Origin of the sequence: Kitasatospora sp. NPDC096140 (genome assembly GCF_040303045.1) — a bacterium.
Classification (GTDB): Bacteria; Actinomycetota; Actinomycetes; order Streptomycetales; family Streptomycetaceae; genus Kitasatospora.
This window is the reverse complement of record NZ_JBEOUW010000006.1, coordinates 1-12,249: the sequence shown is the minus strand read 5'-3', so window position 1 is coordinate 12,249 and position 12,249 is coordinate 1. Positions and strand designations below refer to the sequence as shown.

Here is a 12,249-nt window from a genome sequence, read left to right as displayed (position 1 = left end):
GGTCACACCCCGCCGACCGGGGCCGGCTCCATCGCGGCCGCCCGGGGAACGCCCACGGCCGGTGGCGGCGTGTCCTGCGGCCCGTACGCGGGGGTGTCCTGCGGCCCGTACTCCACGGTGCCCTGCGGCCCGTACGCGGCAGCGCCCTGCGGCTCGCCGACGGCGGCGTCCAGGATCCGGCGCAGGTGCCGGACGTAGCGGTGGACGCTGTCGCGCGCGACCGGGTTGTCGGGGTAGGCGACGGTCAGGCGCAACCCCTGCCACAGCCGCCACAGCCAGACGGACACGCTGCTGACCGGCGCCCCGGAGCCGAGGACGCCGAACCGGGCGGCGGTCCAGTCCCGGGAGCCGGGGGTGTGCCGCAGGTCGACGTAGGAGAGCACCGGCGGCACCGTGTTCCCGAGGGCGAGGGCCGCGGCCGGGTGCAGTTCGAGCACGCGGGCGGGTGACACCTCGGCCATGGCGTGGGCGCGGCCGAGCGCGTCGTGGGCGGCCGTGGCGGTGGCGGCGAAGGACCGGCCCCGCGGGACCGGGAACTCCACGGGCACCAGGTTGACGAACCAGCCCTGCGCCGCGTGCCAGCGGCGCTCGCCGCGCGTGTGGGCGACCATCAGCCGCCGGTAGTGCGAGGTGCCGGCGAGTTCGTGCTCGGCGAGGGCGAGCGCGCCGACGGCCCCGGCGGCGAAGCTGCTTCCCCCGCGACGGCAGGCCCGGGCGAACGCCTCCGCCTGCGGGAGGTCGAACAGGTCGACGGTCTCGTACACGGACGGGTGCCTGCCTCCGGGGTCGACTCCCAGGGGCAGGGCGAAGGAGGCGGGCAGCCCGCGGCCCAGGAAGTCGACCCACCGGGCGGCCGCGGGGTGGGCCGGGTCCAGCGCGGCGTTGCGCCGGGCCTCGGCCACGCAGTAGTCGAGGTGGCTGCCGGTCTCGGGCAGCCTGGCGGGCGCCCCGCCGGTCTCGGCGGTGTAGAGGGCGCGGATCTCGGAGAACACCCGTGCCAGCGAGCAGCCGTCGGTGTGGGCGTGGTCGACGGCGAAGAACAGCGTGGACTTCTCGTCGCGCAGCACGGCGCCGGCCACGAAGCCGGGCCACGTCACCGGGTTGATCGCCTCGGCGAACCGTTCATGCATCCACGTCCGGACGGCTTCCCCGCTCGCGCGGACGCCGAGGCCGACCGGGTGCACCGTCACCGCCTGCGGGGGCAGCAGACGGCGCGTCAGGCCGGCGCCGTCGGCGGTGAACCAGGTCCGCAGCGCGTCGTGCCGGCGCAGCCATTCCTGCCAGGCCCGGGCGAGCGCGCCGGCGTCCACCCGCCCCGGCAGGTCGAAGAAGGTCGCCAGCCAGCCGTGCCCTTCCTCGGGTGCCGTGAGGTAGCGCCGCACATGGGTGGCCTGGACGTCGCAGGCGCCGACGGGATGGGCGGGGCCGCCGCCGCCCGCCAGCGCCGACGCCGGTGCGGACGCCCGGAACTCGACGAGTTCGCCGGGCTCGGTCAGGTAGTCACGGATCGGGAACACCAGCACCGTGCTTCACGCTCCTGTTCACGCAGACGTTCGTCCGCACCGTTGGTCGACAGTGCGGGGCTGCCGTGAACGGCCGTTCCTCCCATGGCCGTTCACCCACCCGGACAAATCCGTCACGACGGGACCGACGACCGCCCGGTGGGGCGGGGGCCCGACGCGGGCGGACCGGGGAACGCCCACGCAGCCGAGGCCACCGCGTACCGCCGCGTCGGCGGTCGGTGCGGCAACGATAGGGGCGGACAACGGCTCCGCCGGTGCCGCCACTCCGTCGGCCAGGATCCGGGCCCGGTACGGCGGCTCGCGTAGCAGCCCGGCTGTGGTCGGGCGGGCTGCTACGCGGGCACCCAGGCGCGGACCTCCAGGTAGCCGATCTCGGCGTCCTCGACGGCGCGGCCGGTCTCGACCAGCCACGCCCGCATGGCCTCGGTGACGTCCCCGTGGTGGGCGGCGACCCGCCGGGACCACTCGGCGGCGTCGAAGCCGCCGGTGCTCGCGGAACCGTACGTGCGTTCCTCGGTGCCGTCGGCGCGGGGGACGAACCCTCGGCGCAGGCCCGCCGAGTCCTCGGTCGAGCCGGCCGACATGGTGAACTGGTCGGCGCGCATCCGCACGGTGAAGGCGAGGCGGCCGCCGGCCCGACCGGTGGCGTGGACGATGGGGGCGAGGTGGGAGGCTCCGGAGCGGATGGCCTGCCGCCCGGCGCGGCCGGCCATCGACCCGCCCTCCTCGCCGACCACGTCCTTGCCCCGGACGCGGGCCCGCTGCCCGGTCCTGGTGCGGCGGCGCTCGACGTTCTCCTGCGCGATCCCGGTGAGCGCGTCGGTGTCGCGCTCACCCCCGCGCACCGCCCGTACGACCTGGCGCAGGGCGTCGACGAACGCCGCGCCCTTGCCCTTGGTGAAGAACTGCGACACCAGCGAGGCGTCGCGGCCGAGCATCCTGGCGACCTGCCGCTTGGTGAACCCCTGGTCAACGAGCTCCTGAGTCAGGCGGGCGGCCTCGTTGGGGTGTTGCGGGTCGGCCGGGCTCACCGGTCACCTCCGGCGGCGGGTTCGGCGGCGCGGGTGGCGGGTTCGGCGGCGCGGGCGGCGGGTTCGGCGGCGCGGGCGGCGGCGAGTTCGGCGCGGCCCCGGGCGCGCAGCCGGAGGTACTGCTCCTGGCCGGTCGGGTGCGGGACGGGGCCGCTCAGGTGGCCCTTGAGCAGGTAGTCGCCGGGCTCGCCCCGGTACGGCCACGGCTGACGCTCCGTCAGCGCGATGCCGTCGGTGCCGAAGTACACGACCGTGCCGGGCCTGGCGTGCAGGGCGCCGGCGACGCCGACGACCTCCTTGCCCTGCCGGTACTTCATGTCCAGCAGGGCGGCCCGCGCCCCCGACCACACGAAGGCGGCCCACTCGGGGTGGGCGTACGGGTCCCGGGAGAACCCGGCCTGCCGCTGCCACGTCACCACGGCGCCGTCCTGGCCGAGGATCTCCACCCCGGCGGGCAGCGTCTCGCCGACCGGTGTGGTGCCGGACACCAGGCGGGGGCGCTGCGCGAAGCCGCCGAGGCCGAACAGCAGGACGGCGCGGACGGCGCGGGAGGCGAGGTAGGCGGCGGTGCGCTGCCGCTCGTCGGCGTGCGCCCTCGACAGGCCGGTCAGGTCCGCCCAGGCGGCCTTCAACCGCTTGCCCCAGTCGTCCAGCGGCTTGCCGTCCTCCCACACCAGGCCGCCCAGGACCTCGATCCGCCACGGCCCGAGGTGGTTGGCGAGCGCGAGGTGGACCTCCGCCCCGCCCGCCCAGGTCGTGAAGGTGGCACCCGGCTCCGACGGGTAGACCCAGGCGCGGTCGCCGGTGACGGGGGCCGGGAGCAGACCGACGTGCTCCCACCCGGCCGGGACGGTGACGCGGACGTTCCAGTGCGAGCAGGACATCAGGGCCTTGGTCTGCTCCGCCTCGGTCATCGCGGCGAAGGCCCGCGCGGTGATCCGCTGCGGGGTGCCGACCGGGGACTTCCACAGGTGCCTGGCGTAGGCGAAGGTGCGGTCGTACTCGACGAGCGCGGGCAGCTCGGCCGGGACGCGCGGCGGCAGGATCAGCTCGGTGCGGCCCTGGCCGGCGGTCGCGTGCAGCAGGCCGCGCAACTCCTCGGACAGCACCGGGTAGCCGCCGGCGAACCGGCCCTTGAGCGGGACGGTGCGCGACCACAGGTCCCGTCCGGTCTGGCTCGGCGAGCCCATCAGGACGACGTCGTCCCAGTGCCGGCGCAGCGCCTGCCACAGCAGCTTGAACGCCTCGCGCACCGTCACCACGTCGGCGCCGTCCGGGTCGAACCACTCCCCCACCGAGCGGATCTCGGTGCTGTCGCCGTCAGGCGCGGCGGCGGGGGCGTACCGGCCGACCGGCTGGCGCTGGTGCACGAAGTGCCCGGCGAGCCGGTCGCGGCCGGCGCCGACGGCAGTGGTCCAGCGCTCGGACGGGGTGTTCAGCCAGGCGGCGACGGCGTCCTTCAGCGTGCTGTACCGCTCGGCGCCGTCGTGCCAGGGGGCGCCGGCGGTGATGTAGACGCGCTCGGTGCCGGGGGCGGCGGCCAGGACGGCGTCCAGGATCTCACCGGGCGTACGGGCGCCGAGGTCGAGGCGCACGACCCGGTCGCGCACCGCGAGGTCGCCGGTCGCGGCGTCCAGGAACACGGTGGCGCGGGCCTGCTGGACGAAGTTCGGTCGCTTGGAGAGCAGCCCGGTGGTCACGGCCTCGAACCGGGCCCCTGCGGGGCCTTCGGGGACGGTGGGCAGCTCGCGCGGCCCGACGTCGGGCACCGAGTGCGGGACGGCAGCGACCGAAGCGACCGGAGCGACCGAGGCTGCGGATTCTCCCGACGTAGTTGCGGAGGTGGGGGCGGGTGGTGTGGCGGGCGCCGCAGCGGGTGCGGTAGCGGGCGCCGTAGCGGGTGCGGCAGCGGCGGGGCTCGTGGCGGCGGGGGGCTCGTCAACGGGGGCCGCCGGGCGGGTCAGCGCCGGGGCCACCGCGGGCTCTGCGTCCGGCTGTGGCTGGTGGTCCGGCTCCGGTTGCGGCTCCGGTTGCGGCTGCGGCTGCTGATCCGGCTGCTGATCCGGCTGCGGCTCGGCCACGACGACGGCCTGCTCGGGCTCCGGGGCGGCGCCGACGGGCTCCGGGGCGGCTCGGACGGCGGACGGGGTCGGGTCCAGCACCGGGGCGAGCCGCACCACGTCGCCGAGCGTCAGGCCGGCGGCCTTGGCGATGGCGTCGGCCTTCGCACCCTCGAACCCCGCGAGCCCGGTGACCCGGCGCGCGCGCTGGGCGGCGAGCTTGTCCAGTGCCTTCCGGGCAGCCACGACCGCCTTCTCCGCGGCGGTGATCTCTGCCCGCAGCTCCCGCAGCCCGGCGAGCTCGGCGGTGTACGTCTTGCGGTCCATCAGCGGGTCACTCCCCTTCCGCGGCGACGACTGCGGCAGCGACCGGAGCAGCGACCGAAGCGGTGGGAACGTAGGCGATCGGGCCGCCGGACACCGACGGCAGGCGGGTGCCCAGCAGCAGATCGGCCAGGCGGGCGTCCTGCGGGTCGGCGGGGCCGACGGCGTTGGCCGGGGCGGTGAGGTCGGTCAGGCGGCCCGCCAGACGGGCCGCCGGGAACCGAAAGCGGGCCGCGGTGCCGGCGGCGCCGTCGGACTCCCACGGCGTCAGGCCGGTCAGCACCGCCACGACGAACCCGGCCACCGTCACCGGCAGCACCCCACCGGCCGCGACCCGGGCGGGATCGCACCGCCACCAGCCGGACAGCGAGGCCAGCAGTTGTGCGTCATCCAGCGCCGTCCCGAAGCCGACCCACTCCCGGCCCGGCTCGTCCACCCTCCTGAGCGCGTCCGACCGCAGCACCGCCACCTCCACCGTACCGAGCCCGCCGAGGTCCGCGACCGGCCGGTCCTGCAGGGCCTGCAGCGCGGCCAGCGGGAACACCTGCCGCCCCGTTCCGCGCACGCCGGGGACCACACCGGTGGCCATCAGCTTCTTCACCGTCGGGATGGAACACCCCAGCGCCGACCCGGCCTGCCCGGTCGTCACGAACACACCCAGACCTCCACGCCCATGCCTCTGCAGCTGACTCCAAAGACTAGTCCACCTCGCACCTTCCCCCTGGCAGGCACCCTGCGGCTCCGCCTCCGCCCCCGACCGGAACGGCTGACGCCCCCTCCGCAGTGGCGGCGTCCCCCCGGGGTCACCGGTGGGGAGCGGGTACGCCCGCCGCGCGGAGCCGGGCCTCGGTGAGGGCGGTCAGCCGGGCCGATACGGGTGCCCGGTCGCCGCGGTGGTCGTTGATCAGCCGGTACTGGGCGGCGGCCCCGCGCCAGGCCCGCCGGTCGGCCGGGTCGCCCAGCAGTGCCGGGTTGGCGAGGTAGTGGTCGGCCATGGCGGTGGCGAGTTCCTCGATCCTGGGGTCGTCCGGCTCCCAGCCCTCGGCCTCGCAACCGCGTTTGACCAGGTCCACGTACCCGGGGTCGTCGAGACAGTGTTCGAGCCGGGTCAGGAAGCCGTCGAAGCCCTCCGGCACCATCGCCCGGGCCAGGACCAGGGCCTCGCGCTGCGCGTCCACGTAGTCGGGGCCGAAGCCGAGGCCGGGCATCCGGTCCAGCAGCGCGCAGGCGCGTTCGGGCAGCAGGGCCCGGTCGCCCTCGGCGAGCCGGTACAGCGTGTCGCGGCGCGCGCTCAGCTCCTCGATCCGCTCGGTCAGCCGCCGCCCGACGTCGGCGAGGGCGGCGGCGAACTCCCCGGTGCCGCCGTCCGCGTCGAGCAGGGGCCCGATCTCGGCCAGCGGCACCCCGGCGGCCGCCAGCGTGCGGACCTGTACCAGCCGCAGCAACTCGGCCGACCCGTACCGCCGGTAGCCGGAGGTGTCCCGGGGCGGTTCGGCGACCAGCCCGTTCTGGTGGTAGTGCCGCAGTGTCTTCACCGTGACGCCGACGAAGGCCGCCGCCTGTCCGATCGTGACGCCGTTCACCATCTGCTCGACCTGCCTCGGATTCGTGGTGGAGGGGCCGCGCCGGCCCTGCGCGGCGCGGCCCCGGTTCGCCTGCGACGGTCGGGGCCTCGGCGGCGCGCGGCCGAAGGGCCGAGCGCGAGGGCGGAACGGTCCCCTCGAAGCGTACGGGCAAGCGTACGGGCATCCGTGCCCCGTACGGACATCCGTGCCCCGTACGGGAGTTCAGCCCGTCGGCCGTGCCGGGTCGGCCTGCCCGCGGCGGAACACCTCGCCGACGAGCCGCTGTTGGGCGTCCCGGAACGCCGGGGCGAGGGACATGTCGGCGTCGTCCACGTAGTTCAGCCCGGCGGTCAGGGTCGTGCGGCTGTCGGGGGTGGCGTACATCAGCGCCGCCGAGCCGATGGTGGCGCCGTTGTGGTGATGGAGGGTGCCGATGCCCGGGCCCATGTCCTGCGTGAACAGCCCCAGGCCGTAGCCGATCGTCGGCTCCGGGGTGCGCATCTCGGCCAGCAGGTCGGCCCGCAGGAGCCGGCCGCCCATCAGCGCGGAGACGTACGTGTGCAGGTCCCGGGTGGTCGAGATCATGTCCCCGCCGGCCCCGACCCAGGACGGGTCGTGCCGGGTGATGTCCACCGTCCGCTCCCGCCCGGCGTCCTCGTAGCGGTAGTAGCCGTGGTTGTGGGGCTCGGGCACCTCCGGCGAGCTGCCCGGCGCCACGGTGCCGGTCAGCCCCAGCGGGCCCACGACCAGCCGCCGCAGCTCCTCCGCGAACGGCCGCCCGGTGACCGCCTCGATCACCAGCCGCGCCAGCACGTAGTTGGTGTTGGAGTAGCTCCAGCCCGTCCCCGGCGCGAACCGGGCCGGCCTGGACAGCGACAGCCGCACCAGCTCCTCGGGCCGGTAGGTGCGGAACCGGCCGTCCACCCACTCCCTGCCCCGCCACGGCACGCCCGGCACGACCGTCCCGTCCTCGCTGAGCTCGCCGGTGTGGCTGAAGACCCCGCTGGTGTGCTGCAGCAGCATCCGCACCGTGATCCGACGGTCCAGCCCGAACGCGGGCAGGTAGCCGTCGACCGGCGCGTCCAGGCCGACCCTGCCCTCCGCGACCAGCATCAGCACGACGGTCGCCACGAAGCTCTTGGTGACACTGCCGATCCGGAAGTGCCCGTCCGCCGACGCCGGCGCGCCCCCGTCCGGCTCCTGCACCCCGGCACTGCCGACCCACTCGCCCCGCTCGTCGTTCACCCGCAACTGCACCCCGAGGATGCCGGACCGGACGATCTCCTCGATCGCCTCCCGCAACTCCGGACGGTCCTGCCCCTGCTCGGACGAGGTGGTGGACATGTCGCTCCTTCACAGCAGTGGTGCCCGACTCCCCGCCGGGCCGCTGCCCCGAGCCTCCACCCCGCCCCAGGGTCAACCTCAACGGTGATCCGGCTCACACCAACCGGCGCCCGGGCAGCGACTGGTGTCACTCCGGCCAGGCGGAGCCCTGGATGACCTCGACGAAGTCGCCGCGCTCGAAGCCGGGGACGAAGTGGGCGAGGACGTCCGCCTTGACGGTGCCGAAGGTGCTGTCCGGGCGGTCCTTGATGCCGTCGGTGAACGCCGCGAGGATGCGGTTCTTGAAGTCGGGGCGGGGGTGGGCGGCGACCACGGCGGCGCGCTGCCCGTCCGTGACGGCGTGGTAGCCGATGCCCAGGACGTCCAGTTCCACGCCCCGGGTGACCAGCGCGATCTCGGGCGCCATGTGCAGCGGGATCACCGGGGTGGTGTGCAGGGCGATCGCGGTCCAGACCCGCTGGGCGGGCTCGCCGGTGATGCCGTGGGCCTCCAGGAAGCGCCGGGCCTCTCCCCCGAAGCAGCCCCTTCTTCCCAAAGCCCCCAGAGCCCTCCAAAGCCCCTGAGAGCCCCTCAGAGGCCCTTCGGTCGCCCATCCCAGGGGGCCGGGGGCCGGGCAAGCACGTCCGGCCCGCAAGGGGGCCGGGAGGGCCTCAGCATTCGAACACCTCACCCCGCGCGTCCGGGCGCGCCCCCAGGAAGCCGGCGGGTCGCCGCCGACGGAGAGGCGGTCGGGTCAGTCGCTGAGCGCGAGATGCAGGATCGTGGCCCACCCATCGCTGACCAACAGCAGGTTGCGCCACCAGATGTAGTACGAGTGCGGGCCTCCGACATCACCGGAGCTTCGGACGGGACCCAGGTGTGCCTCGATGAGGTCGGCTACGCCATCGGCGAGTTCGCCGGCCCGCCGGATCTCATCGGGCGTGCGCAGGTTGGCGGCCGGCCACCTCTGGGCGGGCTGCATGAATCCCTCGGTCACCTGTCGACGGAGAATGTCCCGCCAGGCCCCGGGTGATGTGAACGGGCGTATCGGTGCCGGCACCTGATATCCGCTGCCCCAGCCCCCGGCGTCGAAGACGGCCTGAGCGAGACCCTGCATCCGGTCATGACCGGGTGCCGTCCCGTTCACGGGGACCACGTGAAGCATGTCGATGAACGGCTCGTGGTCGCAGTCCTGGAGCAGGTCGAGCAGGGGTTCCGCTGCGGCTTCCACTGCGTCCGGCGCAGCGAGCGGGTTCAGCATGGATGTCCGGGTCCTCTCGTCCACTCTTGCGGTTCGGCCCCATTGTGCTGACTGAGCGCACATTCGTGCGGCGGAGTTTCTGCGGCCTCCGGTGAGCGGGCTCCCGGAGCTGTCTTCGCTCACGCGGGGCCGACCGAGCTCGGTGCACCGTCGGTCCTCCGGGAGCTTCGACCGCCCTCCGCCCTTCTGAGCGGAGCACACGCCCCGACGCGACGCGAAGAGGGTCCGGACATGCTTCATGTCTAACAAGCGTTTACTGCGTCTTTTATGTTCAACGCGCCCACCGCAAAGCACCGTTCGGCGCGAAAACGCGCCTTCGCGGACGACATCGGCCGCTCTCGGGCTCCAAAGCCCACCTCGGGACCAAAAGTCTTCATGCATGCGTCAACTTGCTCCGCGCCGGACGGAGGTGAGAGGTTCGCGCCCGCTGTCCGCCTGACCGGCACCCGCAACGACTGCACCCGCGCCGAAACGGTGATCGCCCTCGTCCAGGTGTGTGCCGGCCCCGGGTCGGCACACACCCGACCCGAGCGCGTCGTCGCGGACAAGGGCCACAGCTCCCGAGCCTTCCGCGCCTACCTGCGCCAGCGCGGCACCGCCACCCGCTACGACAGGACCTCGACCACTACCGAGCAAGCCGTCACCTGGCTCACATGATCGCCAAGATGCTCCCTGGGTCCTTTCTTTTGGATCAGCGGGAGGACCAGGCGAAGATGCCGGCGATGTGGAGTCCGGCCTGAAAGACGGTGGCGGTCTCGTAACGGGTGGCCAGGCCGCGCCAGTTCTTCAGGCGGTTGATGCACCGCTCCACGGTGTTGCGCTGCTTGTAGGCCTGGCGGTCGAAGGCGGGCGGGCGGCCTCCGTTCCGGCCTTTGCGTTTGCGATTGGCGATCTGGTCGGCGGGCTGCGGGGTCACCGCCCGGATCCCGCACCTACGCAGGTGTTCGCGGATGGCGCGCGACGAGTAGGCCCGGTCCGCCAGGGCCACGAGGGGCCGGGCCCGCGGCCGGCCGGCCTGGCCACACGCAGGGCTGCCATGACGTGCTCGAACGCGGGCGCGTCACCGGCCTGGCCGGCCGTGAGGAAAAAACACAGCGGGCGGCAGCGGCCGTCCGCGGCGACGTGGATCTTCGTCGTCAGCCGTACTCGGCGGGCAGGTGCACCCACTGCGAGCCGGTCTGGAACTTCCACGCGATCGCGTCGATCACCTGCCGGTGGTCGCGCCACCGCCCGCCCCGCTTCGGCGTCCGGTCCGGCAACAACGGCTCTGTCCGCGCCCACTGCACGTCAGTCAACGGCACGACCAGACCAACGATCCGATGATCGGAATGAAACTCCCTAGCTGCTCCGCGGCGGTGCACCGTAGTTGGCGGTCAGCTCGGCGGCATAGGCGTCGGGGACCGGCCGGCCGCGGAAGACCTGCGGCAGCCAGGACGCCAGCGCGCCGGCTGCGTCGACGCACAGCCCGTACCGGACGTGCCAGTCCTGCCGAGCGGTCTCGTCCGGGAAGCCTCGGACGACGGCGACCTCCGGGTCGCGTTCGCCCCAACAACCCCAGCGGCCGGAGGGACCGGTGAGTGCGACGGTGCGCGCCGCGATGGTGATCGACTCCAGGGCTTCCCGGTCCGAATCGAACCCGATCTCCGCCCAGTAGTCGTCCGGGGTGGCCTCGACGGACAGCGACAGTGCCGGCCCGGCCATGCCGTCCGCTTCGACGACGAGCAGGTCGACCTGCCGGTCGCCGTGCAGCCTGGCCAGCGCCGCGAGCGCCGGCCAGGCGACCGGGGTGAGCAACAGATCGAACTCACAGAACACCGCAGGGTCGGCGAGTCCCCGGAAGACCTGCGCGGGCAACCTGGCATCGAGGTCGAAGACAGCGGCGGCGCGGGCGCGGGGGGCGTCCGGGTTCGAAGTCATGAAGCGGTGTCTTGCTCCTCGGTCTGGTCCGGGGCTGCCTGAGCGGCCACGGGACGATCTGCTCGTCGGCTGACCATCAGTCAACACCGCCTGCTCGCCCTGTCCGGCGGGGGGCCTGTCCGGCGGATCAGGTGGCCGCCCCGCGTGCGGGGCCATTGTTCTTCTCGCCGTGGGGCGGGTGCCCTGACAGGCGACGGGTGGGCGAACCGAAGGACCAGCGGGCCAACCGCAGGCGCCGAGGAAGTGGCCCGGCCCATGATCGGGCGGGCGAACAAAGCAGTCGCCGGCTGTTCGGCTTCCCTGCCACGATGTGGCGATGACGACGTTGTTCCTGATGGTCGGCCTGCCAGAAGCCGGAAAGACCACCCGGGCTCGGCAACTCGCCGCAGAGCACGGTGCGCTGCGCCTGACCCCCGACGACTGGATGATCCCCCTGTTCGGCGAGGCGGAGGCGGACGGGAAACGCGACGTACTGGAGGGGCGCATGCTCTGGCTCGCCCTGGAGGCGGTCAAGCTCGGCACCAATGTCGTCGTGGACTACGGCTGCTGGTCACGGCATGAACGGTCTGCGATCCGCTGGCTGGTGGAGGCTGAGGAGGCGTGCTTCCGCATGGTCTACCTGCCTGTGGACGATGAGACCCAACGCGCCCGTATCGCCCATCGCTGGGCGACCACCCCCGAGGAGACGTTCTCGATGTCCGAGGCCGACATCCTGCACGGGCGGGCGCATTTTGAGGAGCCCGACGCGGCGGAGCTGGAGGGCCACGAGGTCGAGGTCTCCGGCCCGCCGCCCGGCTGGGTGGGCTGGCGGGAGTGGGCCGCCGCCCGGTGGCCGTCGTTCGCGTGAGTACTGCGGCCCACGACAACGCAGCCGTACCGGGCGTGCCCGCACCACCGTCCTGTCGCCGCCTCTGATCGGCCGCCCGCCAGCGAGGCCGAAGCCCGGTCGGGTGGCAGCCCCACCGAGGCGGCTCCGCGCGGCACCCCCTCGGACCCGCCCCAGGCCTCCGAAATTTTCCGCGGAAAATTCGGAGACACCGGGCGCCCCTCGAACCCGGTCGCCGCCGGCGGTGGAACAGGTCAATCCAGGGACCGGGACTCACTCAAGCCGAGCCGGCGTGACATCGCGATGAGCCTCTCCCCCGCAGTCATTCCGCTGCCCCGCCGCCGAGCATCGCCCGCCGTCGCCGCCCGCCGCCGTCGGTCGCCACGTGCCGGAGGCGCCACAGAATTTTCCGCGGAAAA

10 protein-coding genes and 2 pseudogenes are annotated in these 12,249 nt (G+C 73.9%); 2 read left to right on the top strand and 10 right to left on the bottom strand.

The features are described from left to right. Nucleotides 1-2: 2 nt before the first annotated feature. The 8 genes and pseudogenes from ABT048_RS07505 to ABT048_RS07470 all read right to left on the bottom strand — a co-directional run bounded on the left by ABT048_RS07505 (nucleotide 3) and on the right by ABT048_RS07470 (nucleotide 9,087). The gene (locus tag ABT048_RS07505) at nucleotides 3-1,523 is read right to left on the bottom strand and encodes a condensation domain-containing protein (RefSeq protein ID WP_350520364.1); all 1,521 of its coding nucleotides are present in this window, start codon (nucleotides 1,521-1,523) and stop codon (nucleotides 3-5) included. A 332-nt stretch (nucleotides 1,524-1,855) separates the two neighbouring features. Continuing rightward, nucleotides 1,856-2,554, bottom strand: coding sequence for a helix-turn-helix domain containing protein (locus ABT048_RS07500; RefSeq protein ID WP_350520363.1), 699 nt, complete (start codon nucleotides 2,552-2,554; stop codon nucleotides 1,856-1,858). Further along, nucleotides 2,551-4,941: a hypothetical protein gene (locus ABT048_RS07495; RefSeq protein WP_350520362.1), complete on the bottom strand. Its 2,391-nt coding sequence runs from the start codon at nucleotides 4,939-4,941 to the stop codon at nucleotides 2,551-2,553. The genes ABT048_RS07500 and ABT048_RS07495 overlap by 4 nt, the downstream gene beginning before the upstream one ends. Nucleotides 4,942-4,948: 7 nt before the next feature. Further along, a complete protein-coding gene (locus ABT048_RS07490; RefSeq protein WP_350520361.1) occupies nucleotides 4,949-5,593 on the bottom strand; it encodes a MerR family transcriptional regulator in 645 nt (214 codons plus the stop codon). A gap of 148 nt (nucleotides 5,594-5,741) precedes the next feature. Then, nucleotides 5,742-6,524, bottom strand: a complete 783-nt coding sequence (locus tag ABT048_RS07485) for a MerR family transcriptional regulator (protein ID WP_350520360.1) — start codon at nucleotides 6,522-6,524, stop codon at nucleotides 5,742-5,744. Nucleotides 6,525-6,725: 201 nt separating this feature from the next. Next, complete coding sequence (locus tag ABT048_RS07480) at nucleotides 6,726-7,847, bottom strand: serine hydrolase domain-containing protein (RefSeq protein ID WP_350520359.1); 1,122 nt, start codon at nucleotides 7,845-7,847, stop codon at nucleotides 6,726-6,728. Between the two features lie 127 nt (nucleotides 7,848-7,974). Beyond that, a pseudogene (locus ABT048_RS07475) lies at nucleotides 7,975-8,355 on the bottom strand (HD domain-containing protein); the annotation flags it as partial. Between the two features lie 225 nt (nucleotides 8,356-8,580). Further along, entirely contained in the window at nucleotides 8,581-9,087 is a 507-nt protein-coding gene (locus tag ABT048_RS07470; protein WP_350520358.1) for a hypothetical protein, read from the bottom strand. 375 nt (nucleotides 9,088-9,462) lie between these two features. On the opposite strand from ABT048_RS07470, the gene ABT048_RS07465 reads away from it, so the two are divergent. Continuing rightward, a complete protein-coding gene (locus tag ABT048_RS07465) occupies nucleotides 9,463-9,744 on the top strand; it encodes a hypothetical protein (protein ID WP_350520357.1) in 282 nt (93 codons plus the stop codon). A 34-nt stretch (nucleotides 9,745-9,778) separates the two neighbouring features. Here ABT048_RS07465 and ABT048_RS07460 read toward each other — a convergent pair. Then, nucleotides 9,779-10,403: pseudogene (locus ABT048_RS07460) on the bottom strand (transposase). A 22-nt stretch (nucleotides 10,404-10,425) separates the two neighbouring features. After that, on the bottom strand, nucleotides 10,426-11,004 hold the full coding sequence (locus tag ABT048_RS07450; protein WP_350520356.1) for a hypothetical protein: 579 nt from the start codon (nucleotides 11,002-11,004) through the stop codon (nucleotides 10,426-10,428). Between the two features lie 316 nt (nucleotides 11,005-11,320). Here ABT048_RS07450 and ABT048_RS07445 point away from each other — a divergent pair, with 316 nt between their 5' ends. After that, nucleotides 11,321-11,851 (top strand): P-loop nucleotide/nucleoside kinase family protein, encoded by a 531-nt coding sequence (locus ABT048_RS07445; protein ID WP_350520355.1) that lies wholly within the window; start codon nucleotides 11,321-11,323, stop codon nucleotides 11,849-11,851. Nucleotides 11,852-12,249: the final 398 nt, after the last annotated feature.

Bases quoted from the DNA above. Each gene is read 5' to 3' on its own strand.
- ABT048_RS07480 (WP_350520359.1), bottom strand. From the start codon at position 7,847: ATGTCCACCACCTCGTCCGAGCAGGGGCAGGACCGTCCGGAGTTGCGG.
- ABT048_RS07495 (WP_350520362.1), bottom strand. From the start codon at position 4,941: ATGGACCGCAAGACGTACACCGCCGAGCTCGCCGGGCTGCGGGAGCTG.
- ABT048_RS07470 (WP_350520358.1), bottom strand. From the start codon at position 9,087: ATGCTGAACCCGCTCGCTGCGCCGGACGCAGTGGAAGCCGCAGCGGAA.
- ABT048_RS07465 (WP_350520357.1), top strand. From the start codon at position 9,463: ATGCATGCGTCAACTTGCTCCGCGCCGGACGGAGGTGAGAGGTTCGCG.
- ABT048_RS07485 (WP_350520360.1), bottom strand. From the start codon at position 6,524: ATGGTGAACGGCGTCACGATCGGACAGGCGGCGGCCTTCGTCGGCGTC.
- ABT048_RS07450 (WP_350520356.1), bottom strand. From the start codon at position 11,004: ATGACTTCGAACCCGGACGCCCCCCGCGCCCGCGCCGCCGCTGTCTTC.
- ABT048_RS07445 (WP_350520355.1), top strand. From the start codon at position 11,321: ATGACGACGTTGTTCCTGATGGTCGGCCTGCCAGAAGCCGGAAAGACC.